The 21,103-nt window shown below is 73.8% G+C and carries 21 protein-coding genes; 20 read left to right on the top strand and 1 reads right to left on the bottom strand.

Annotation, left to right across the window (positions count from 1 at the left end):
• The first annotated feature begins 161 nt into the window (after positions 1 to 161).
• Positions 162 to 509: a DUF6247 family protein gene (locus HNP84_RS46795; RefSeq protein ID WP_185056603.1), complete on the top strand. Its 348-nt coding sequence runs from the start codon at positions 162 to 164 to the stop codon at positions 507 to 509.
• A gap of 38 nt (positions 510 to 547) precedes the next feature.
• On the opposite strand, the gene HNP84_RS46790 is transcribed toward HNP84_RS46795, so the two are convergent.
• Positions 548 to 1,240, bottom strand: coding sequence for a TetR/AcrR family transcriptional regulator (locus HNP84_RS46790; RefSeq protein WP_185056602.1), 693 nt, complete (start codon positions 1,238 to 1,240; stop codon positions 548 to 550).
• A gap of 433 nt (positions 1,241 to 1,673) precedes the next feature.
• On the opposite strand from HNP84_RS46790, the gene HNP84_RS46785 reads away from it, so the two are divergent.
• From HNP84_RS46785 to HNP84_RS46695, 19 genes are all read left to right on the top strand, one after another.
• A complete protein-coding gene (locus HNP84_RS46785) occupies positions 1,674 to 2,723 on the top strand; it encodes an acyl-CoA dehydrogenase family protein (protein ID WP_185056601.1) in 1,050 nt (349 codons plus the stop codon).
• Position 2,724: 1 nt separating this feature from the next.
• Positions 2,725 to 3,852: an acyl-CoA dehydrogenase family protein gene (locus HNP84_RS46780; RefSeq protein WP_185056600.1), complete on the top strand. Its 1,128-nt coding sequence runs from the start codon at positions 2,725 to 2,727 to the stop codon at positions 3,850 to 3,852.
• Between the two features lie 170 nt (positions 3,853 to 4,022).
• The gene (locus tag HNP84_RS46775; protein WP_185056599.1) at positions 4,023 to 5,258 is read left to right on the top strand and encodes an ABC transporter substrate-binding protein; all 1,236 of its coding nucleotides are present in this window, start codon (positions 4,023 to 4,025) and stop codon (positions 5,256 to 5,258) included.
• 3 nt (positions 5,259 to 5,261) lie between these two features.
• Positions 5,262 to 6,128 carry a branched-chain amino acid ABC transporter permease gene (locus HNP84_RS46770; RefSeq protein ID WP_185056598.1) on the top strand — a complete coding sequence of 289 codons (867 nt, stop codon included), beginning with the start codon at positions 5,262 to 5,264 and terminating at the stop codon, positions 6,126 to 6,128.
• Between the two features lie 2 nt (positions 6,129 to 6,130).
• Positions 6,131 to 7,954: a branched-chain amino acid ABC transporter ATP-binding protein/permease gene (locus tag HNP84_RS46765; protein ID WP_185056597.1), complete on the top strand. Its 1,824-nt coding sequence runs from the start codon at positions 6,131 to 6,133 to the stop codon at positions 7,952 to 7,954.
• Positions 7,954 to 8,703, top strand: a complete 750-nt coding sequence (locus HNP84_RS46760; RefSeq protein WP_185056596.1) for an ABC transporter ATP-binding protein — start codon at positions 7,954 to 7,956, stop codon at positions 8,701 to 8,703. The genes HNP84_RS46765 and HNP84_RS46760 overlap by 1 nt, the downstream gene beginning before the upstream one ends.
• A 17-nt stretch (positions 8,704 to 8,720) precedes the next feature.
• The gene (locus HNP84_RS46755; RefSeq protein ID WP_185056595.1) at positions 8,721 to 9,467 is read left to right on the top strand and encodes an SDR family NAD(P)-dependent oxidoreductase; all 747 of its coding nucleotides are present in this window, start codon (positions 8,721 to 8,723) and stop codon (positions 9,465 to 9,467) included.
• Positions 9,468 to 9,469: 2 nt separating this feature from the next.
• The gene (locus HNP84_RS46750) at positions 9,470 to 10,615 is read left to right on the top strand and encodes a CaiB/BaiF CoA transferase family protein (RefSeq protein ID WP_185056594.1); all 1,146 of its coding nucleotides are present in this window, start codon (positions 9,470 to 9,472) and stop codon (positions 10,613 to 10,615) included.
• Positions 10,612 to 12,720: an acetate--CoA ligase family protein gene (locus HNP84_RS46745; protein WP_185056593.1), complete on the top strand. Its 2,109-nt coding sequence runs from the start codon at positions 10,612 to 10,614 to the stop codon at positions 12,718 to 12,720. Before HNP84_RS46750 ends, HNP84_RS46745 begins: the two co-directional genes overlap by 4 nt.
• Positions 12,713 to 13,159: an FAS1-like dehydratase domain-containing protein gene (locus HNP84_RS46740; protein ID WP_185056592.1), complete on the top strand. Its 447-nt coding sequence runs from the start codon at positions 12,713 to 12,715 to the stop codon at positions 13,157 to 13,159. The genes HNP84_RS46745 and HNP84_RS46740 overlap by 8 nt, the downstream gene beginning before the upstream one ends.
• A complete protein-coding gene (locus HNP84_RS46735) occupies positions 13,156 to 13,614 on the top strand; it encodes a MaoC/PaaZ C-terminal domain-containing protein (protein WP_221337638.1) in 459 nt (152 codons plus the stop codon). The genes HNP84_RS46740 and HNP84_RS46735 overlap by 4 nt, the downstream gene beginning before the upstream one ends.
• On the top strand, positions 13,611 to 14,033 hold the full coding sequence (locus tag HNP84_RS46730) for a Zn-ribbon domain-containing OB-fold protein (protein ID WP_185056591.1): 423 nt from the start codon (positions 13,611 to 13,613) through the stop codon (positions 14,031 to 14,033). The genes HNP84_RS46735 and HNP84_RS46730 overlap by 4 nt, the downstream gene beginning before the upstream one ends.
• The gene (locus tag HNP84_RS46725) at positions 14,020 to 15,201 is read left to right on the top strand and encodes an acetyl-CoA acetyltransferase (RefSeq protein WP_185056590.1); all 1,182 of its coding nucleotides are present in this window, start codon (positions 14,020 to 14,022) and stop codon (positions 15,199 to 15,201) included. The genes HNP84_RS46730 and HNP84_RS46725 overlap by 14 nt, the downstream gene beginning before the upstream one ends.
• Positions 15,198 to 15,983 carry an enoyl-CoA hydratase/isomerase family protein gene (locus HNP84_RS46720; RefSeq protein ID WP_221337637.1) on the top strand — a complete coding sequence of 262 codons (786 nt, stop codon included), beginning with the start codon at positions 15,198 to 15,200 and terminating at the stop codon, positions 15,981 to 15,983. The genes HNP84_RS46725 and HNP84_RS46720 overlap by 4 nt, the downstream gene beginning before the upstream one ends.
• The gene (locus HNP84_RS46715) at positions 15,980 to 16,783 is read left to right on the top strand and encodes an enoyl-CoA hydratase/isomerase family protein (protein ID WP_185056589.1); all 804 of its coding nucleotides are present in this window, start codon (positions 15,980 to 15,982) and stop codon (positions 16,781 to 16,783) included. Before HNP84_RS46720 ends, HNP84_RS46715 begins: the two co-directional genes overlap by 4 nt.
• Positions 16,784 to 16,786: 3 nt before the next feature.
• Positions 16,787 to 17,572, top strand: coding sequence for an electron transfer flavoprotein subunit beta/FixA family protein (locus HNP84_RS46710; RefSeq protein WP_185056588.1), 786 nt, complete (start codon positions 16,787 to 16,789; stop codon positions 17,570 to 17,572).
• Positions 17,573 to 17,585: 13 nt separating this feature from the next.
• On the top strand, positions 17,586 to 18,548 hold the full coding sequence (locus tag HNP84_RS46705; protein ID WP_185056587.1) for an electron transfer flavoprotein subunit alpha/FixB family protein: 963 nt from the start codon (positions 17,586 to 17,588) through the stop codon (positions 18,546 to 18,548).
• Positions 18,545 to 19,720, top strand: a complete 1,176-nt coding sequence (locus HNP84_RS46700; RefSeq protein WP_185056586.1) for an MFS transporter — start codon at positions 18,545 to 18,547, stop codon at positions 19,718 to 19,720. Before HNP84_RS46705 ends, HNP84_RS46700 begins: the two co-directional genes overlap by 4 nt.
• A gap of 120 nt (positions 19,721 to 19,840) precedes the next feature.
• Positions 19,841 to 20,539: a TetR/AcrR family transcriptional regulator gene (locus tag HNP84_RS46695; RefSeq protein WP_185056585.1), complete on the top strand. Its 699-nt coding sequence runs from the start codon at positions 19,841 to 19,843 to the stop codon at positions 20,537 to 20,539.
• Positions 20,540 to 21,103 lie beyond the last annotated feature (564 nt).

Genomic DNA, 21,103 nt, shown 5'->3' with positions numbered 1-21,103 from the left:
GGAAGCGCCGGCGCCGATCCGCCGTCGCTGACCGCGCCGGCCCACGGCGATGCGGCCGCCGGGGGGCCGGCCGCGACGCCCGCCATCCGACGTTACGCCGATGCGCAGGCGGAACGCCACCGTCCCTCTGTGGGCTCAGGGGACAGGGAAGGGAGCCGGGCATGACCGCACAACCGCACGATTCCCATCTCCGCCGGTGCACCTCTGCCCGAGAAGAACCTGCGGCGCTGGTCGTTCCGGAGGATCGTGATGCTTCCGACGCCGGCCTGAAGGCCGTGCTCGACGAGGTCGGGGTGAGCCTGGATCTTGGAGCGCCGAACGCCTTCGCGCACCGATGGTGGATCTCCGCGTGCGACTCGGCGAAGGACCCCGAGGGGCGTCGGCGCATGCACGCCCAAGCCGGACGGGCACTGGCCGGCGACCCCGTCCCTCAGGGGCGGCCGTGGCGGGAGATGGGCCGCCTCGCCGGCGGAGCCGTCCTGTGCACCGGCGCCCGCGATGCGTCCTGACGGCCGGCCGGTCCCGGTGGTGGTGTGACCGGTCGTGCTCAGGGCCGGCCCGGGGGCACGTCGGCGAGGCGGGCGAAGACGTCGATGGCGCGGGCCACCAGTTCCTCGGCCTCCTCGCGGGTCGCGCAGTTGGCCACCTCGCGGCAGATGCCGCCCATGGCGTCGGTGACGATCGCCACCACGGCGCGCACGCTCAGCGCGTCGTCCTGGCCCAGCAGGTTCGTGCTCTCGCGCAGCAGCGTGGTGTTCTTGCGCATCCACTCCTGGTTGATCCGGCGCATGTACAGCCCGAAGCCGGGCGGGGTGTCGCCGTCGGCGGCCAGGCGGACCACGTCGCGGTGCTCCCAGGCGCCCAGCAGGTAGGCGCGGGTGCCGGCCAGGAACAGGCGCAGCCCGTTGGTCACCCCGGCCGCCCGCACCGCCGCCACGGTCTCCCTGGCCCGCCGCTCCTGCGTGCGCTGGTACAGCATGTAGATGGCCTGGTAGAGGTTGGTCTTGCTGCCGTAGTGGTAGTACAGCGACCCCACGCTCATCCCGGCGCGCTCGGTGATGTCGCTGACGCTCGTCGCCGAGAAGCCCTGCTTGACGAACAACTCCCGGGCGGCGGCCATGAGCTTCTGCGCCGCCTCCGTCTGCAGCCGCGGATCGTCCAGGTCGATCAGCGACTCGACGTCCTCCCCGGGCTGGGGCGGCGCTCCCTGCCTGCCCGATGTCGCCTTGGCCTTCGCCATCTGCTTCTCCGATCGAGGGCCGCCGCCGGGCGGTGGCGGCTCGGCGGGACGTCCTGTTCTGAACGGGGTTCAGTCTAGAGGAGCACGCGCCATGCGAGCACCCCATAGCCACGGCTCCGATGGCATGACGCCGGCGCTCCGGCGGGCCGGCGGCCCTGCCCGCCGGTTCGCCTGAATCCCATTCTCCGGGACGAAACCCCATTTCGGACGCCGTGCGGGCTAGTCTCCGGACTCCAGGTCCTCCCGCCCTGTCGCCCTTGATTCCCTGATGAACAAGGCGTCCCCGGCGATCGGTGCGCGCCGGTCCTGGTTACGGACAGGTAACGCCATCGTTTCCGTTGACGCCCTTCTCGGCCCCGTGTTAGACAGACTTTGAACCTCATTCAGTCGCATCTGGTGAGGGGATTTCGACAGACGCACAGGAGGTGCGGTTGTGCTTGCCCTGCTCGACGCAGAGCAGCAGATGCTCAAAGAGGTGGCCGGCCAGATCGCCCGCGCCGCCGAAGTGGCCAATCCCGGAGACCTGAAGACCCGCGACCGGGCGGCGGCGTGGGAGTCGCTGGCCCAGGCGGGCCTGCTCGGGCTGCGGGTCCGCGACGAGGAGGGCCGCCCCTCCGCCTCCGGGGTCGAGGTCGCGGTCGTGGCGGAGGCGCTGGGCGCCGGGCTGGTGCCGGTGCCCTACCTCGGCTCGGCCGTGCTCGCCACCGAGCTGCTCGCCCTGGCCGGGGCCGGCCCGGAAGCCGAGGAGCTGGCCGCAGGCGGGAAACGGGCCGGGATCCTGCTGAACCGCGACCTGTCCGCGCCGGCCAGGCTGCCCGGTGACGAGCAGGGGTACGCCTGGGACTGCGACGGCGCCGCGGAGGCGCTGGCCCTGGTCGAGGCGCCCGGGGGCGCCCAGGTGGTGCGGGTCCCGCTGGACGGCGCGTTCACCCCGGTCGCCGGCGCCGACCTCACCCGCTCCCTGGCCCGCTACGACGCCCCGATCGACCCGTCCGGGCTGACCCGCGCGGGCCGCCCGCTCACCGAAGCCGAACTGGCCCGCTGGGAAGCGCTCGCCCTGGCCGCGCTGTGCGCCGACACGGTGGGCGTGATGCGCTCCGCCGTGACCAAGGCGGTGGAGTACGCCAAGGAACGGATCCAGTACGGCGTGCCGATCGGATCGTTCCAGGCCGTGCAGCACATGTGCGCCGAGGCGTACGTGAGCGCCGAGGCCGCCGCGAGCGCCACCGGCTACGCCGCCTGGGCGGTGGACGTTCTGGAGCCCGGCGAGGCGCTGACCGCCGCGCGCACCGCGAAGGCGCAGTGCGGCGCCGTGGCGCGCGAGGTCACCGAGACGGTCATGCAGATCTTCGGCGGCATCGGCCAGACCTACGAGCACATCGCGCACGTGCACACCCGTCGCGCGCTGACCGACCGCCAGGTCCTCGGCGACGAGGACGCCCAGTTGCTGCGCATCGCCGACGTCCGGCTGACGGGAGAGTGAGATGGACTACCGCGACACCCCCGAGGAGGCCGAGTTCCGCGCGTCCCTGCGGGCCTGGCTGGCCGAGAACATCCCGGCCGGCTGGGACAAGATCGAGGACCGCGACGAGGCCGCGCGCATGCAGCGCGCCTGGCACCGCACCCTCTACGAGGCCGGATACATCGGCATGAGCTGGCCGAAGGAGTACGGCGGCCGCAGCCTGAGCCCGATGTACGAGGCGATCCTGAACGAGGAGGCGGGCAACCTGAACGCCCCTCGGCTCCCGTCCGTCGGCTACATCGGCCGGGCCGTCTTCACCTACGGCTCGGAAGAGCAGAAGAAGCGCTTCCTGCCTCCGCTGCTGTCGGGCGAGGCGCAGTGGTGCCAGGGGTTCAGCGAGCCCGAGGCCGGCTCCGACCTCGCCTCGCTGCGCACCCTCGCCCGCCTCGACGGTGACCACTATGTGGTGAACGGGCAGAAGATGTGGACCAGCGGCGGCCAGTACGCCGACTGGTGCCTGCTGCTCGCCCGCACCGACCCCGACGTCCCCAAGCACAAGGGCATCTCCGCCTTCCTGGTCTCGATGCGCGAGCCCGGCGTGACCGTGCGGCCCATCGTCCTGGCCAGCGGAGAGGCCGAGACCTGCGAGGTCTTCTGGGACGACGTGCGCATCCCGGTCGCGCAGCGACTCGGCGCTCCCGGCGAGGGCTGGCGGATCGCGATGACCACGGTCGCCTACGAGCGCGGGCCGGCCGACATCGGCTTCATCGCGAGCTACCGCCACACGCTGCGGCGGGTGGAGCGCCTGGCGGCCGAGCGCGGCCTGCTGGAGCGGCCCGAGACGCGCAAGAAGCTGGCCGCGGCGTACGTGCGCGGCGAGGTGCTGCGCCTGAACTGCATGGAGCAGCTCTCGCTGCGCGTCTCCGGGCGCGAGCCCGGCCCGGAGGGCTCGGTGGCCAAGCTGCTGTGGGCCGACGCCGAGCAGTCGCTGCAGCACCTGGCCATGGACATCCTCGGCGCCGACTGCATGACCGGCGCCGCCGGCGAATGGCTCGGCTCCTACTTCACCTCCCGCCCGGTCAGCGTCTACGGCGGCTCGGCGCAGATCCAGAAGAACATCATCGCGCGCATGCTCGGCCTGCCCCGCTGAACCCGCCGGGGCCGAACCCGCCTTCCCGCCTGCCGCCGCACGCCCGCACCCCAGGGCACCCAAACTTGGAAGATCTTCAAGCCGTCTGGTCGTCCGCCCCCGACACCCCCCGACCAACCTCCTGAACTTCATTCAGTCGCAGGCACGCCTGCGCGACTGAGGAGGCCGCAATGCGATCATGGCACAAACGTCTCGCGGTGGCATCGCTGGGCACGCTCCTGGCGCTTCCCCTCACCGGCTGCGGCGGCGGCTCCAGCGGCGCCGGACCCGCCGGTGACAAGCCCTTCGTCGTCTACTTCACCGGCGACTACTCCAGCGAGGTCTCCACGAACAACGCGAGCCTGGACGCCGGCATCAAGCTGGCCGCGGAGGAGTTCAACGCCTCCGGCGGCATCGACGGCCGCAGGATCGTGGTCGAGACGGCCAACGACCAGAACGACCCGACCAAGGCGGTCAGCCTGCTCCAGCAGCGTCTCGCCTCGGGGGACAAGCCCGACCTGGTCTACCCGGGAGGCTCCAGCGCGGTCTCGCTGTCGCTGCTGCCCATCCTCACCCGGCAGAAGATCATCTCGGTGGGCGGCACGGTCAGCACGCTGCTCAACGACCCGGCCAAGTTCCCCTACCACTTCGGCATCTCCTCGCCCGGCCAGGACTACGTGCCCGCCCTGCTCAACGAGGCCAAGGCCAAGGGCTACAAGAAGATCGCCATGCTCTACTCCAACGACGCCACCGGGCAGAGCTCGGCCAAGATCTACAAGGAGGCCGTCGAGGGCGCCGGGCTGCGGTTCACCGAGGCCCGCTACGAGGCGTCCGCCCTCGACATGACCTCCCAGCTCAACCAGCTCCGGGCGCAGGACCCCGACGCGCTGGTGCTCAACGGCTACGGCACCGCCGCCCTGTACGTCATGCGCAGCCGGGCCCAGATCGGCTGGGACGTGCCCAGCTACTGCGACCAGCTCTGCTCCAGCTTCCCCTACCTGAAGAACCTCGACGCCGGCCAGCTCAAGAACGTCTACGTCGCCGTCTCCTCGGCGTCCCTGAGCACCAGCGAGCGGCACCCCGGCCTGGCGGGGTTCATCGGCAAGATCAAGGCGGGCCCGGCCGGTGAGGGGATCACCAGCACCGGCTGGACGCTCTACTCCACCGGCCACGACGCGCTCGCGCTCGTCGTCTACGCCGCCCGGCAGGCCAACTCCACCGACGCCGACCGGCTGAAGGCGACGCTGGAGAAGCTGCCCCAGCCGTCCGGGCCGCCACCGTGGTTCAGCGCCGGTCCCAAGGGCGAGTACCTGCAGTTCGCCTACACCCCCACCGACCACTTCCCCGCCGCCAACGCCGAGACCTACCAGTACGTCTCGCCCGGCACCTACAACGAGGACGGCTTCTACGTCCCCGGCCAGGTGTGAGCGATGACGACCGTATGGGCCGGACTGGCGACGGGAGCGATCTACTCCCTGGTCGCCATCGGGTACAACGTGGTGCTCCTGGCCTCCGGCACGTTCAACTTCGCGCACGCCCAGTTGCTGATGGCCGGCACCTTCCTGGCCTACACCGGCGCGGTCACCCTGGGCCTGCCGGTGCTGCCGACCCTGCTGCTCGGCGCGGCCGGGGTCGCCGTGGTGGCGCTGCTGGAGGAGCGGATCGCGATCCGGCCGCTGCTGGGCCGCTCCGACGCCCACGGCGCGCTGATCACCACGGTCGGCGCCGCCACCATCCTGGACGGGCTGGCCGCGGTGATCTGGGGCCGCGAACCGCTCACCGTGCCCTCCGTGCTGCCGGACGAGCCGCTGACCCTGCTCGGCGGCACCGTCCGCCCGGTGGACCTGGCGCTGATCGCGCTCACGCTGCTGACCGGCGTCGGACTGCACCTGTGGTCGCGCCACTCCCTGCTGGGCCTGGCCTCCCTCGCCTCGGCCGAGGACCGCGAGGCCGCCGCCGCCCGCGGCATCAACGTGCGGCTGCTCGGCACCGGCGCCTTCGTCCTGGCCGGCGCCATCGCCGGGGTGTTCGGGCTGCTGGTGGGCGCGCGCACGTACGCCGTCTTCGACCTCGGGCACTCCCTGGCGCTGTTCGGCTTCGTGGCCATCGCGATCGGCGGCTCGGGCAGCCAGCTCGGCGGTCTGATCGGCGGCTTCGCCACCGGGCTCGTCTACGCCTTCGCCGCCCGCTACATCGGGGCGGAGTTCCCGCAGATCGTGGTGTTCGGGGTGTTCCTGCTGATCCTGTTCCTGCGACCGCGCGGCCTGTTCGGCGCCGCGCTCGAACGGCGGGTGTAGCCATGGCCCTGCTCGCGCACCGCTTCCGCCTCCCCATCGCACTCCTGCTGCTCGGACTGCTGCTGGCCGCCCCCGCCGCCGGCCTGATCGACGCGTACTGGGCCCGCACCGTGATGCTGATCGCGATCCTCAGCCTGCTGGTGAGCGGGCTGAACGTGGTCCTCGGCTACGCCGGGGAACTCGCGCTCGGCCAGGTCGCCCTGTACGCCGTCGGCGCCTACGTCGCCGGGTACATCGGCGTCGGCCTCGGCGCCACCGACGTGTTCCTCGCCCTCGGCGCCGCCGTCCTGGCCGCCGTCGCGGTCGGGCTGGTCACCGGAATACCCGGGCTGCGCCTGGGCGGCTGGTCCCTGGCCATGGTGACGTTCTTCCTGGTCATCCTGGTCCCGAATCTCATCGACGTGTTCGAGCCGTTCACCGGCGGCACCCTCGGCCTGGCCACCGCCGTCCCGACGCTGTTCGGCGCGGAGCTCACCGGCGACGGGCTGTACCTGCTGATCGTCGCGGTCGCCGCGATCTGGTTCGCCCTGGTGCGCAACCTGCTGCTGTCCCGGCACGGCGACGTGTTCCTGGTCCTGCGGCAGAGCCCGATCCTGGCCTCGGTCCTGGGCGTGTCGGTGTACCGGCTCAAGCTGCTCGTGTACGTCATCGGCGCCATCCCGGCCGCCCTGGCGGGCGCCCTGTTCGCCATGCTCGACGGTTTCGTCGCGCCGGAGACCTTCACCTTCGCCCTCGCGCTCAGCGTGCTGGCGGCCTCGGTGATCGGCGGCTCCACCTCCGTCTACGGCGCCATCGCCGGCGCGCTGGTGATGCAGCTCGGCCAGCAGACGCTGACCCGGTTCCAGGACTGGCAGCTCGTCATCTACGGCGGCTTCCTGCTGCTGGCCGGAATCGTGTTCAACCGAGGGCTCGCCGGGCTGTGGCACGACGGGCTGGCCGCCGCGCGGCGGCGCGGCCTGCTGCCCAAGGCCCCGGCCGCGGCGGCGGTCGCCGAGGGCGAGGCCGAACTCGGCACGCTGGACGGCGCGGTGCTGCGCACCGAGGAGCTGGAGAAGTCCTTCGGCGGCAACAAGGCGCTGCAAGGGGTGTCCATCGAGGCGCGCCCCGGCGAGGTGACCGCGCTGATCGGGCCCAACGGCTCCGGGAAGACCACCCTGCTCAACCTGATCTCCGGCTTCTACCGGCCCTCCGGAGGGCGGCTGATGCTCGGGGAGACGGAGATCGGCGGGCGCCCGGCGTACCGGATCGCCCGGCTGGGCGTCACCCGTACCTTCCAGACCCCGCTGATCCCCAAGGACATGACCACCCGCGCCTTCGTCGCCACCGGCCGGTACGCGACGCACAAGGTCGGCATCGCCACCGCGCTGCTCCGCCTGCCCGCCTTCCGCCGCGGGTACCGGGCCGACGACGCGGAGGCGCTGCGGCTGCTGCGCCTGCTCGGCATCGAGGAGACGGCCGACCGCCCGGTGGACTCCCTCGCGCTGGGCACCCGCCGCCTGGTGGAGGTGGCCCGCGCCCTCGCCTCCCGCCCGCGCGTCTTCCTGTTCGACGAGGTCGGCTCCGGCCTGGACGAGAGCGACCTGCGGGTGCTGGAGCACGCCGTCGGGATGATCCGCGAGGCCGGCGGGACCGTGATCCTCGTGGAGCACAACTTCCCCCTGGTGCTCAAGCTGGCCGACCGCATCCACGTGCTCAGCCAGGGACGTCTGATCGCCTCCGGCACCCCCGCCGAGATCCAGGCCGACCGGCGGGTGCTCGCCGAGTACACCGGCGCGACCGATCCGGCGGACCTCGAACCGGCCGAGCCGCGGAAGGGAGGCCGCTGATGTTGTCGGTCACCGGGATCACCGGCGGATACGGCGACCTGCGCGTGCTACGCGAGGTGGACGTGTCCGTACGCGCGGGGCGCATCACCGCCGTGCTCGGGCGCAACGGCGCGGGCAAGACCTCCCTGCTGTCCGCCGTCGCCGGGCTGCTGCCGTCCGTCGGCGCCGGCCGCGTCGAACTGGACGGGCGCGACCTCACCGGCCTGCCGCCCCACCGGCGCATCCGCGCCGGGCTGGCCCTGGTCCAGGAGAACAAGCGCGTCTTCCACGCGCGCACCGTCGAGGAGAACCTGCTCCTGGGCGGCTACGCGCTGGGCGGCCGGGGCCTGCGCAGCCCCGCGCGGCGCGCCGCGCTGGAGCAGGCGTACGAGCGGTTCCCGATGCTGCGCGAGCGGCGGCGGGCGCCGGCGGGCAGCCTGTCCGGCGGCCAGCAGCAGATGCTGGCCATCGCCCAGGCGCTGATGCCGGGCCCCAAGGTGCTGATGCTCGACGAGCCCTCCGCCGGACTCGCCCCCGTCATCGTCAAGGAGGTCCTGGCGATGGTCGCGAAGCTGCGGGACGAAGGGCTGTCCATCCTGCTCGTCGAGCAGCGGGTGGAACAGGCGCTGGAGATCGCCGACGACGTGGCGGTGATGGAGGGCGGGCGGATCGCCGCCTCGGGCCCGAAGAACGGGTTCGACGACGGCGCGGTGATCCGCGAGATCTACCTGGGCCGCTCCGACGAGCGGCTCACCACAGGCAAATCATGAAGTCAGGAGCGCAACGCATGCTGTTGAAGGACAGGGTCGCGGTCGTCACCGGCGCCGCACAGGGGATCGGCCGCGCGGTGGCGGAGGCGTACGCCCGCGAGGGCGCCCGCGTCGCCGTGGTGGACGTGCAGGCCGAGGCCGCGGAGAAGGCGGCCGCGGCGATCCGCGAGGGCGGCGGCGAGGCCCTGGCGGTGGCCTGCGACGTGTCGCGGCGCGACGAGGTGGACCGCGCGGCCGCCGCCGTGAAGGAGGCGTACGGGCCGATCGACGTGCTGGTGAGCAACGCCGGCATCACCCGCCCCGCCATGCTGCACAAGATGACCGAGGAGCAGTGGGACCAGGTCGTCAAGGTGCACATGTACGGCTCGTTCTACTGGCTGCAGGCCGTGGTCGCGGACATGATCGAGCGGGAGTGGGGGCGGATCATCCTCACCTCCTCCTCCACCGCGCAGAACGGCTCCATCGGCCAGATCAACTACGCCGCGGCCAAGTCCGGCATGCTCGGCATGGCCCGCACCGCCGCCCGCGAGCTGGGCCGCTACAACATCCTGGTCAACGCGGTCGCCCCGGCCGCGGCGACCCAGATGACGGAGAAGATCCGCACCGACCCCCGTTTCGCCGACGCGGTCAAGCGCTCGCCGCTGCGCCGCCACGCCGAGCCGGAGGAGATCGCGCCGACCTTCGTCTTCCTCGCCTCCGACGCCTCCAGCTTCCTCACCGGGCAGGTGATCTCGGTGGACGGCGGCGGGATGATGGTGCGCTGAGCATGGCGACCGGCTCCGCGACCCGCCCGCTGGACGGCGTGCGCGTCGTGACCTTCGCCCAGCTCTACCAGGGCCCGTACGCCACCATGGTCCTCGCCGACCTCGGCGCGGACGTGATCGTGGTGGAGCGGCCCGGCACCGGCGACCCGGCCCGCGCCCAGGGCGTCATGTTCCAGGCACTCAACCGCGGCAAGCGCTCGGTCACCCTGGACCTCAAGCAGGCCGAGGGCCGGAGGCGGGCGCGCGAGCTGGCGCGTACCGCCGACGTGCTCTTCGAGGCGTACCGGCCCGGGACCATGGACCGCTTCGGCCTGGGCTACCGGGAGCTCAGCGCGATCAACCCCCGGCTGGTGTACGTGTCCGTTTCCGGCTTCGGCCAGGACGGGCCGTACCGCGACCGGGCCGGGCACGACCTGATGTACCAGGCCGCCGCCGGGTTGCTGGACGCGCTGTGCGACCGGCCCGAGGCCGTGCAGCCCCCGCCGGACCTGGAGGCGGGCGCGATCGTCGGCGCCCTGTACGCCGCGCTCGGCGCCCTCGCCGGTCTGACCGGCCGGGCCGCGACCGGGCACGGCACCCACGTCGACGTCTCCACGCACGAGGCGCTGCTGTCGGTGCTGTCGCTGCGCGTGGAGGACGTCCTCAACGGGCCGGGCGAGAGCACGGCCGGGCACGAGCCCGGATACGTGCTCTACCGCTGCGCCGACGGGAACCTCATCGCCCTGGGCATCGGCTTCGAGGACCACTTCTGGACGCTGCTGTGCCGGGCCACCGGCCTGACCGGCCACATGTGGCTGCGCCGGGCCGAGCGCCTGGCGCGGGCGGACGGCCTCGCCGCGGACCTGGCCCGGGTGCTGGCCACCCGGCCCAGGGCGCACTGGCTGGAGACCTTCGACCGGGCCGGCGTGCCCGCGGCGCCGGTGCACCGGCTCGCCGAGGCCCTGCGCGACCCGCACGTGGCCGCGCGCCGGACCGTACGGACCCTGCGCGGCGCCGGCCGCAGGTACGTCCGCCAGCCGCTGCGCCTGAGCGCCTACGCCGATCCCGACCCCGGCCCCGCCCCGCTCCTGGGCGAGCACACCGGCTCGATCCTGCGTGAGCTGGAGGCGCACGAGAGCCCGCACGAGAGAAGGCGACTGCAAGCATGACCATGACCGAATCCCGGCCGGCGCTGGACCGGCTGCTGTCCCCGCGCTCGATCGCCATGGTCGGCGCGTCCAACGCCCGCACCCGCATCGGCGGGTCCGTGTTCGCCAACCTGCTGCGCGCCTTCCCCGGCGAGGTGCACCCGATCCACCCCAAGGACGAGGTCGTCCAGGGCCGGCCGGCCTTCCGCAGCGTGGCCCACCTGCCCGAGCCGGTGGACATGGCGGTCGTCGCGGTCCCCGCCGCGGCCGTGGTGGACGTGGTCGCCGAGTGCGCGGCCCGCGGCATCGGCGGCGCCACCGTCATCACCTCCGGATTCGCCGAGACCGGCGCCGAGGGGCGCGAGCTCCAGGACCGGCTCACCGAGGTCGCCAGGACCACCGGCATCCGGCTGATCGGGCCGAACTGCATCGGCTACATGAACGCCCACGACGGCGTGATGGCCAACTTCATGCTGACCGCCGACGAGCCCCTGCCCATCGCGGGTCCGGTGGCGCTGGTCTCACAGAGCGGCGGCTTCGGCTCCTACATCACGCACAAGGCGATCCTGGCCGGGCTGCGGCTCGGCTGGTTCGTCTCCACCGGCAACGAGGCCGACGTGAACGTGGCCGGCGTGCTGCGGCACCTGGTGGAGCGGCCCGAGGTGGGCGTGCTGCTGTCGTTCATCGAGACCCTGCGCGACCCGGAGGTCTTCATCGCCACCGCGCGCCGCGCCGCCGAACTGGACAAGCCGATGGTGCTGCTCAAGGCCGGACGCTCGGAGGAGGCGGCGCGCGCGGCCATGAGCCACACCGCCTCCATCGTCGGCTCGGCCACCGTGCTCGACGCGGTCTGCCGCCAGTACGGCGTCATCGTCGCCCAGACCATGGAGGAACTGCTCGACCTGGGCACCATCTTCCAGGACGGCCGCCGCGCCCGCGGCCCCCGGACGATCGTGATGACCGCCTCCGGCGGCGCGGGCGTGCTGCTCGCCGACGAGGCGCGCCACGCCGGGCTGTCGGTGCCGGTGCTGCCGGAGGAGGAGCAGCGGGACCTGGCCGCGAAGATGCCCGTCCCGTTCTACGGCAGCACCGGCAACCCGGTCGACACCACCGCGCAGACCACGGCGATGCCCGGCGCGTACCGGCAGGTGCTGATGTCGGTGGCCGGCAGCCCGTCGGCCGACATGCTCGCGGCCGTCACCTGGGCCACCCCCGGCCCGGCCAACGACGCCATCGTGGAGATGTACCAGACCACCGACCGGCCGGTCGCGATCCTGTCCACCGCGTGGACCGAGCAGTTCCAGGCCGCCGGGGTCCCGACGTACACCGATCCCCGCCGGGCGATGGCCGCGCTCGGCGCGCTCGCCGCGTACTCCGCGCGCGGCCCGCTGCCGCCCGATCCGGCCGCGTTCGTCCCGGACGCGGCACGCGTGCGCGAGGCGCGAGAGCTGATCGCCGCCGCCGCGCCGCAGACGGTGCTGCTGGAGTCCACCGGCAAACGCGTCCTGGCCCGTTACGGCATCCCGGTCACCCGGGAGGAGCTGGTGCACGACGCCGAGGCGGCGGTCGAGGCGGCGGCCCGCGTCGGCGGCCCGGTCGCGCTGAAGGTGATGTCCTACCGGCTCCCGCACAAGTCCGACGCGGGCGCGATCCGGCTCGGCCTGGCGGGCGCCGAGGAGGTGCGGGCCGGATACCGCGACATGCTGGCCGAGGTCGCGGCCCGCGCGCCCGAGGCGGTCGTGGAGGGCGTGCTGGTCCAGCAGATGGTCCCGGCCCGGCTGGAGCTGACCTGCGGGGTGCAGCGCGACCCGGTGTTCGGGCCGATGGTCGCCGTCGGGCTCGGCGGCGTGCTGGTGGAGGTGCTCGCCGAGGCCGCGCTGCTGCGTCCGCCGTTCGACGCCGCCACCGCCGAGAAGGCGCTGGGCGGGCTGCTCGGCGGACGCCTCCTTCACGGTCGGCGCGGCCTGTCGGAGCCCGAACGGCGGGCCGTGGCCGAGATCATGGTCCGGCTCGGCGAGCTGGCCCTGGAACTGGACGAGGTGGCCGAGATCGACGTCAACCCGCTGCGCGTGGCCGATGGCCGGGTCTGCGCCGCCGACGCCCTGATCGTGGTGCGCCATGGCTGACCGCGGCCTGATCGGCTGGGAGTACCAGTGCTACAGCTTCCCGGTGGAGCACGGCAAGGTGCGCGAGTTCGCCGTCGCCGTCAAGGACGACGACCCCGTGCTGCACGACGTCGCGGCGGCGCGGGCCGCGGGCTACGCGGACCTGCCGGCGCCGCCCACGTTCTCGGCCGTCACCGCCCACTGGGCGCCGCCGGGCGGCCTGGACGCGCTCGGGCTGGACCTGCGGCGCGTGCTGGCCGGGGAAGCCGAGTGGGAGTACCTGGAGGACATCGTCGCCGGCGATGTGCTGACCGTGCGCTCCCGGGTGGCCGACGTGGTCGGCAAGACCGGCAGCCGGGGTGCCATGACGCTGGTGACCACCGAGCACACCTTCACCGACCAGCATGACCGGACCGTGCTGCGGCTGCGCACCACGGTGATCGAACTGGGGGAGCATTGACCCAAGCGCACACGTCCGCGCCCGCCGTGCCGGCGCTGCCGCCGGCGCCCGTACGGCGGGTCGGCCCGCTCACGCGCACCGACTTCGTCCGGTACGCGGGCGCGGGCGGGGACTTCAACCCGATGCACCACGACGACGACTTCGCCCGCGCCGCCGGATACCCCTCGGTGTTCGGCCACGGGCTGCTGACCGCCGGCATCCTGAGCGGCTACGCCGCCGCCTGGCTCGGCCGGCGCAACCTGCGCCGCTTCGGCGTCCGGTACGTCGGCCAGGTCTGGCCCGGAGACACCCTGGTGCTGGCCGGGGAACCGGTCCGGGCCACCGCCGGCGCCGACGGGCGTACGGAGGTGGAGGTGAGCCTGACCGTGCACAGCGAGGCGGACGGGCGGGAGCCGCGCCTGGTGCTCCGGGGCCAGGCCACCGCGACTCTGCCAGGAGAGGAGAGGACGGCATGAGCGGGCCGGGCAAGGTCGCCGACCTGCGGCGCGCGGGCCTCGCGCCGCATCTGGAGTACACCGAGCGGCTGGCCGAGGGCGCCGTGCCGTTCCAGTCCTGCGAGGAGTGCCGGGCCGCGGTGTTCCCGCCGCGGGTGCTGTGCCCCGCGTGCGGGGCGATGGAGCTGACCTGGGAACGCAGCGCCGGGCTCGGCACGGTCTACTCCACCAGCGTGCTGTTCCCCCGCGGCCGCGACCCGTATCCGGTCGTGCTGGTGGACCTCGACGAGGGCTTCCGCATGATGAGCACGGTGACCGGGACGCCCGCCGAGGAGGTCGCGATCGGCGCCCGCGTGCGCGCCCACGTCGATCCGGCCGGGCCCGACGGGCCGCACGTCGCCTTCACCCTGGAGACCGGGGAGCGTGATGAGCGGCCCTGACCTGCGCGGCGCCGCCGCCATCGCCGGAGTCGCCGAATCCGACCTGGGCGAGGTGGGACCCGGCCGTTACGCCCTGGACCTGGCCGCCCAGGCCGCCGGCGCCGCGCTCGCCGACGCCGGCCTGTCCACGCGCGACGTGGACGGGCTGTTCTGCGCGATCGCCGGGCGCGGCATGGCGCCGCTCGACGTGGCCGAGTACCTGGGCGTGCGGCCCCGCTACACCGACGGCACCATGGTGGGCGGCAGCTCGTTCGTCTCGCACCTGCACCACGCGGCGCTGGCCATCGCCGCCGGCGCCTGCCACACGGCGCTGATCGTGTACGGCAGCACCGCCCGCTCCGACAGCGTCCATGCCGGCAACGGCCGGGGCCGCCTGCCCGCCGCCCCGCCGGAAACGCCCTCCTACGAGGCCGCCTACCGGCCCCGCATGCCCGTGACCGGATACGCCCTGGCCGCCGCCCGCCACATGCACCAATACGGCACCACCCGCGCCCAGCTCGCCGAGGTGGCCGTCGCGGCCCGGCAGTGGGCCAGGCTCAACCCCAGGGCGTTCGTCCGCGACCCGCTGACCGTCGAGGACGTCCTGGCCAGCCGGATCGTGTCCAGCCCGCTGTCGGTGCTGGACTGCTGCCTGGTCACCGACGGCGGCGGGGCCCTGGTGGTGACCGCCGCCGACCGGGCGGGACACCTGCGCCGGCCGCCGGTCTACCTGCTGGGCGCGGGGGAGGCGCACTGGCACCGCGCCATCTCGCAGATGCCCGACCTCACCGTCACCGCCGCAACCGAGTCCTCCCGGCGCGCGTACGAGATGGCGAAGGTCGGCCCGCAGGACGTGGACGTGGTGCAGCTCTACGACGCCTTCACCATCAACACCGTGCTGTTCCTGGAGGACCTGGGCTTCTGCGCCAAGGGCGAGGGCGGCGCGTTCGTCTCCGGCGGGCGCATCGCCCCTGGCGGCTCGCTGCCGGTCAACACCAACGGCGGCGGCCTGTCCTACTGCCACCCCGGCATGTACGGCATCTTCACGCTGATCGAGGCGGCCCGGCAGATCCGTGGCGAGGCCGGGGAGCGGCAGCAGCCGGATGTGACGATCGCCCTCGCCCACGGCAACGGCGGCCAGCTCTCCAGCCAGGCCACCGCGATCCTCGGTTCGGAGCAGGCGCTGTGAGCGGGCACGGCGGTGTCCCGGTGCTGACCGAGCGGGACGGGCCGGTGCTCACCGTCACGCTCAACCGTCCCGACCGGCTCAACGCCCTGGACGTCCCGACCCTGCACGCGCTCGCCGAAGCCTGGCACGAGGCGGCCGACCCGGCGATACGCGCGGTCGTCGTCACCGGCGCCGGGCGCGGCTTCTGCGCCGGCGCCGACCTGCGCGCCCCCAGGGAGGGCCTGCACCCGGGGAGCAGCGGGCTGCGGCACACCTACCACCCCCACATGCTGGCGATGGCGGCCCTGGACAAGCCGGTCATCGCCGCGGTGAACGGCCCGGCCGCCGGCGCCGGCCTGTCCCTGGCCGCCGCGGCCGACCTGCGCGTCGCGGCCGAGGAGGCCACGTTCGTCCCCGCCTTCGTCTCGGTGGGCCTGATCCCCGACGCCGGCGCCGGGCACTTCCTGCCGCGCCTGCTCGGCTACGCCCGCGCCTACGAGTGGGTGGCCACCGGCCGCCGCCTGAGCGCGGCGGAGGCGCTGGCGTGGGGCCTGGTCTCCGAGGTGGTTCCCGCGGCCGACCTGATGCCGCACGCCACCCGGCTCGCCCACACGCTGGCCGGCATGCCGGGCCGCGCGGTGGGGCTCACCAAACGGCTGTTCACCCACGGCCTGAACTCCGATCTGGCCGGACTGCTCGACGAAGAGGCGCGCCTGCAGGCGCTGGCGGTCGCGGCGCCCGGCCGGGAACAGGCCCGCGCCGCGGTGGTCGGCCGGATATCCGCGAAACGGGAGGACGTATGACCGAGTACACGACGGTCCTGGTGGACCGCAAGGACGGCCTGGCCACCATCGCGCTGAACCGGCCCGACCGGCTCAACGCGATCGGCGGCGGGCTGGAGCGCGAGCTGAGCCTGGCCCTGGCCGAGGTCGCCGGCGACCCGGAGGTGCGCGCGGTGCTGCTGCGCGGCGAGGGCCGGGCGTTCTGCGCCGGCGGTGACGTCAAGGACATGGCCGAGCGCGCCGACGGCGAGGCCGGGCCCAGCGCCGGGCAGCAGGTGTACCAGGTCCTGCACGGCCGCCGCCTGCTGGAGACGATCCTGTCCGTCCCGCAGCCGATCGTCGCCGCCGTGCACGGGTACGCGATGGGGCTGGGCGCCACCATCGCGCTGTTCTGCGACGTGGTCATCGCGGCCGATGACGCGCAGATCGCCGACACCCACGTCTCGGCCGGGCTGGTCGCGGGCGACGGCGGGGCCGTGATGTGGCCGCTGGCGATGCCGCTGGGCGCGGCCCGGTACTACCTGATGACCGGCGACCGGCTCAGCGGGACCGAGGCGGCCCGGCTGGGGCTGGCGCTGCGCGCCGTACCCGCCGACCGGCTGCTGGAGGAGGCCACCGCGGTCGCGCGCCGCCTGGCCGACGCCGCCCCGCTGGCGGTCCGGGGCACCAAGGCCACGGTCAACAAGATCGTGCAGGAGCGGATGAACCTGCTGCTGGACGTGGGGCTCGCGCTGGAGGGCGGCACCTTCGTCAGCGAGGATCACAAGGAGGCGGCGGCCGCGTTCGTCGCCAAGCGCAAGCCCGTCTTCCGGGGGCGGTGAGCGATGCACATCGTGGTCTGCGTCAAGCACGTCCCCGACCTCGCCTCCCAGCCCCGCTTCACCCCCGGCCACACCGTGGACCGCGAAGGCGTCCCCGGCCGGCTGTCGGAGCTGGACGAGCACGCCGTCGAGCAGGCGCTGCGCATCGCGGAGACCGTGCCCGGCACCCGGGTCACCTACCTCACCATGGGGCCGGACGCCGCCGCCGAGGCGCTGCGCAAGGCCCTGGCCATGGGCGGCGACGCCGCGGTGCGCGTCGGCGACGACGCCCTGGCCGGCTCCGACGCGCCCGCCACCGCGCTGGTCCTCGCCGCCGCCCTGCGCCGGCTGGAGCCGGACCTGGTGATCTGCGCCATGGCCTCCACCGACGGCGGCACCTCGCTGGTGCCGGCGATGCTCGCCGAGCACCTGGAGCTGCCGCAGCTCACCTTCGCCGACGAGCTCACCTTCGATCCGGCGAGCGGGACCGTGCGCGTCCGCCGCGACGGGCCCGCCGGGACCGAGCACCGCGAGGCGGCGCTGCCCGCCCTGGTGTCGGTCACCGACCGCACCGGCGAGGCCCGCTACCCGTCCTTCAAGGGGATCATGGCGGCGAAGAAGAAGCGGCCGGAGACCTGGAGCCTCGCCGACCTCGGCGTTCCGGCCGGGCAGGTGGGCGCGGCGGCGGCCCGTACGGCCGTGGCGGCGATCGCCGCCCGCCCGCCGAGGACCGCCGGGACCCAGGTGCCCGACGAGGGGGAGGGCGGGCTCCTGCTCGCCGGCTTCCTGACCGAGCAGAAGTTCATCTGAGGGAGGGGTCCATATGGCAGAGGTCGTGGTGCTCGTCGGGCACATCGCGGACCAGGTGCGCAAACCGAGCCTGGAACTCCTCACCCTGGCCCGCAGGTTCGGCACCCCCGTCGCGGTCTGCGCCGGCGCCGCCGACGCGGCAGTGGACACCCTCGCCCGCTACGGCGCCGCGCGGGTGCACGTGATCGAGGCCGAGGGCATCGAGGACCACCCGCTGAGCTGGGTTCAGGTCCTGGCCGGCCTGGCCGCGGAGACGGCGCCGGAGCTGGTGCTGCTGGAGTCGTCGCCCGACGGCAGGGAGGTCGCCGCGCGCCTGGCGGTCCGGCTGGGCAGCGGCGTGCTCACCGACGCCGTGGACGTGCGTCCCGGGCCGTCCGGCCCGGAGGTCACCCAGTGGGCGTTCGGCGCCGCCTTCACCGTCACCTCCAGGGTGACCGCCGGCGTGCCCGTCGTCGCGGTGAAGCCGAACGCGGTGGCGCCCTCGCCGGAGCCCGCCGAGCCCGCCGTCACCCGCGGAAGCCTGCGGCTCGACGAGGCGTCGCTGCGCACCCGGGTCGTCTCGCGCGTCGCCCGCGCCGACACCGGGCGGCCGCAGCTCACCGAGGCCGAGATCGTGGTCTCCGGGGGCCGCGGGCTGGGCGGCGCGGAGAACTTCGCGCTCATCGAACGGCTCGCCGACGCCCTGGGCGGCGCCGTCGGCGCCTCCCGCGCGGCGGTGGACGCGGGCTGGTACCCGCACCAGTACCAGGTCGGCCAGACCGGCGTCACCGTCTCCCCGCAGCTCTACCTCGCGGCGGGCATCTCCGGCGCGATCCAGCACCGCGCGGGCATGCAGACCAGCAAGACGATCGTGGCGATCAACAAGGACAAGGACGCGCCGATCTTCGAACTGGCCGACTACGGCGTCGTGGGCGACCTGTTCCAGGTGATCCCCCAGCTCCTGGAGGAGATCGCGAGGCGGAGAGAGGGGAGTTGACCGGCTTCCGGGAACTACCCAGGGAAGTAAGGATCCTCACGGTCGTCGCGTTCACCGTCGCGGTCGGCTTCGGCATCCAGTCCCCGGCCATCCCGGTCTTCGCCGGCCAGTTCGGCGTGAGCAGCATGGCCGTCGGCGCGGTCGTCTCGGCGTTCGCGCTCATGCGGCTGTCCAGCGCGCTCCCGGGCGGCCGGCTGGTCAACAGGTTCGGCGAGCGGGCCATCCTCACCACGGGGATGGCCCTGCTCGCCGCGACCAGCGTCCTGGCCGGGCTGTCCTGGGACTACCTGCCGCTGCTGCTGTTCCGCGGCGCGTGCGGCATCGGCTCGGCGCTCTACAGCGTGTCGGCGCTGAGCCTGCTGCTGCGCGTGACCCCGCCCTCGCACCGGGGCAGGGCGGCGGGCCTGTTCCAGGGCAGCTTCTCCCTCGGCACGGTGACGGGCCCGGCGCTCGGCGGCGGCCTGCTCGCCATCTCGCCGCGGCTGCCCTTCTTCGTGTACGGCGCGGCGGTCGCGGTGGCCATGGCCTTCGCGACCGCGGCGCTGGCGCGCGCCAGACCGGCTCCGGATGCGCGAGCCCCCGCCCCGGACGCGGAGCGCGTCCCGGTGAGCCACGCGCTGCGGCAGCAGCCGTACTGGACGGCGCTGACCACGATCTTCAGCCTCGGCTGGGCGGTGTTCGGGGTACGGGTCTCGGTGCTGCCGCTGTTCCTGCTTGACGTGCTGGGGGAGGAGCCCACCTGGATCGGGGTGAGCCTGGCGCTGGGCGCGGTGCTCCAGGCCGTCGCCATGCCCACCGCGGGCCGGTCCGCCGACCTGTGGGGCCGCAAGCCGTCCCTGATCCTGGGGGAGGGGCTGGTCCTGGCCAGCCTGATCGTCGCCATGTCGTGGCAGGCGCTGCCCGGCTACCTGGCGGCGTTCGCGCTCATGGGCGTCGGAACCGCGTTCAGCAGCACGGGAGGGGCGGCCACGGTCGGCGACGTGGCGCGGGGGCGCGGCGGCACGCCGGTGGCGGCGTACCAGATGAGCGCCGACCTCGGCATGGTGGCCGGCCCGCTGGTCGCCGGCTACCTGGCGGAGTCCTACTCCTATCAGACCGCCCTGGTCGTCACCGCGGCGGTGGTGCTGGGTGGGCTGGCGATGGCCGTGGCGATGAGAACGCGCGCCGCGTAAGCCGGGGGGCGAAGATCGGCATTCGCGCCGCTGCCCTAGACTGAATTCCCTTCAGAATCGTTCGGACTCGAGAGGATCGGCCGCCGCTCGTCGCCGCCGACCTGGAGCGGAGAACATGTGGTGAGGCTCGCAACCTCCACGGCCGAGGCCGTCGAGCCGGCGTTCGACCTGGACGATCCGCGGCTGCGGACGGAGGCGGCGCAGAAGCTCATGGCCGCCGCCCGGGAGTTGTTCGTCAAGCGGGGCTTCTCGGCGACGAGCGTCAGCGACATCACCGAGCGCGCCGGGATGAGCGTGGGGTCGCTGTACTACCACTACGGCAGCAAGACCAACCTCTATCTGGCGATCTGGCTGCACTACCAGCGCAGACAGGCCGAGCGTGCCCGCGAGACCGTGCACGCCGTACGCGCCGCCGGGGTGAGCAACGGCCTGCGCCTGTTCCTGGCCGGCACCCGCGCCTACCTGCTGGGCGCCTGGGAGCACCGCGACGTGGTCCGCCTGGCCGCCGACGGCGACACCCCGCCCGGCTTCGGCCAGCGCATGCGCCGCATCAACCAGGACTGGCTGCGCCAGAACAGCATGCTGCTGCGCGACCCGGACGCGCTGGAGCGGGACGACGCGCTGGGCGTGCGCGCGGTGGTGGCGATCGTCACCGAGGCCATGGGCGGCATCTGCCGCGAGGTGGCCAACTGCGCGACCCGCGAGGAGGCCGAGGAACTGGTGGCCCGCGCCATCGACGTCTTCGCCCGCCTCGCCGACACCGGCCACGGCCACCTCCGCCCGCAGACCCACGGCCAGGAGATCGCGTCCCCCGTGTGACCGGCCCTCCGGCCGCACGGCACCCGTACACCACCACGACGCGGGTTTCCCGGGCCGGGTGGAGGAGACGGGAGCCGCACGCGTGTGGTGTGCGGCATGGCGGGAGTTCGCGGGGGAGGCGCGGGGAGTTCAGGCGCCGCTGTGCGGGCGTGGCGGCGGATGGCCTGAGCGGGGCCCGGAATGCGCATGCGACACGGCCGACCGGCCGCGCCGCGGGCGCGAGAGGCGGACGTGACGCGCGGAAGCGATCTTCGCCGCCGCCCGCCCCGGCCGTCCACGTGGCCGGGTCCGATGACGCGCGGGCCGTCCGCTGGCCGGGTCCGATGACGCGCGGGCCGTCCGCTGGCCGGGTCCGATGATGCGCGGGCCGTCCGCGCGGCCGGGTCCGATGACGCGCGCCGGTGGCCGGTCCGTGTGGTGACGGGGCGGCGCCACCGGCGCGGTGCTCACACGGTGCCGGCCCGCTCGTCCTTGACCGAGCGGATCAGGAGCTGGGCCACGTCCACGACCTCCAGCGACTCCTTCGCCTCACCGGAGTTCTTCTTCTCCGCGATCGCGTCACCC

This window comes from Thermocatellispora tengchongensis, from assembly GCF_014202315.1.
GTDB classification, from domain to species: Bacteria; Actinomycetota; Actinomycetes; order Streptosporangiales; family Streptosporangiaceae; genus Thermocatellispora; species Thermocatellispora tengchongensis.
Note: the sequence above shows the minus strand (reverse complement) of the source record. Positions and strands in the feature narration are given on the sequence as shown.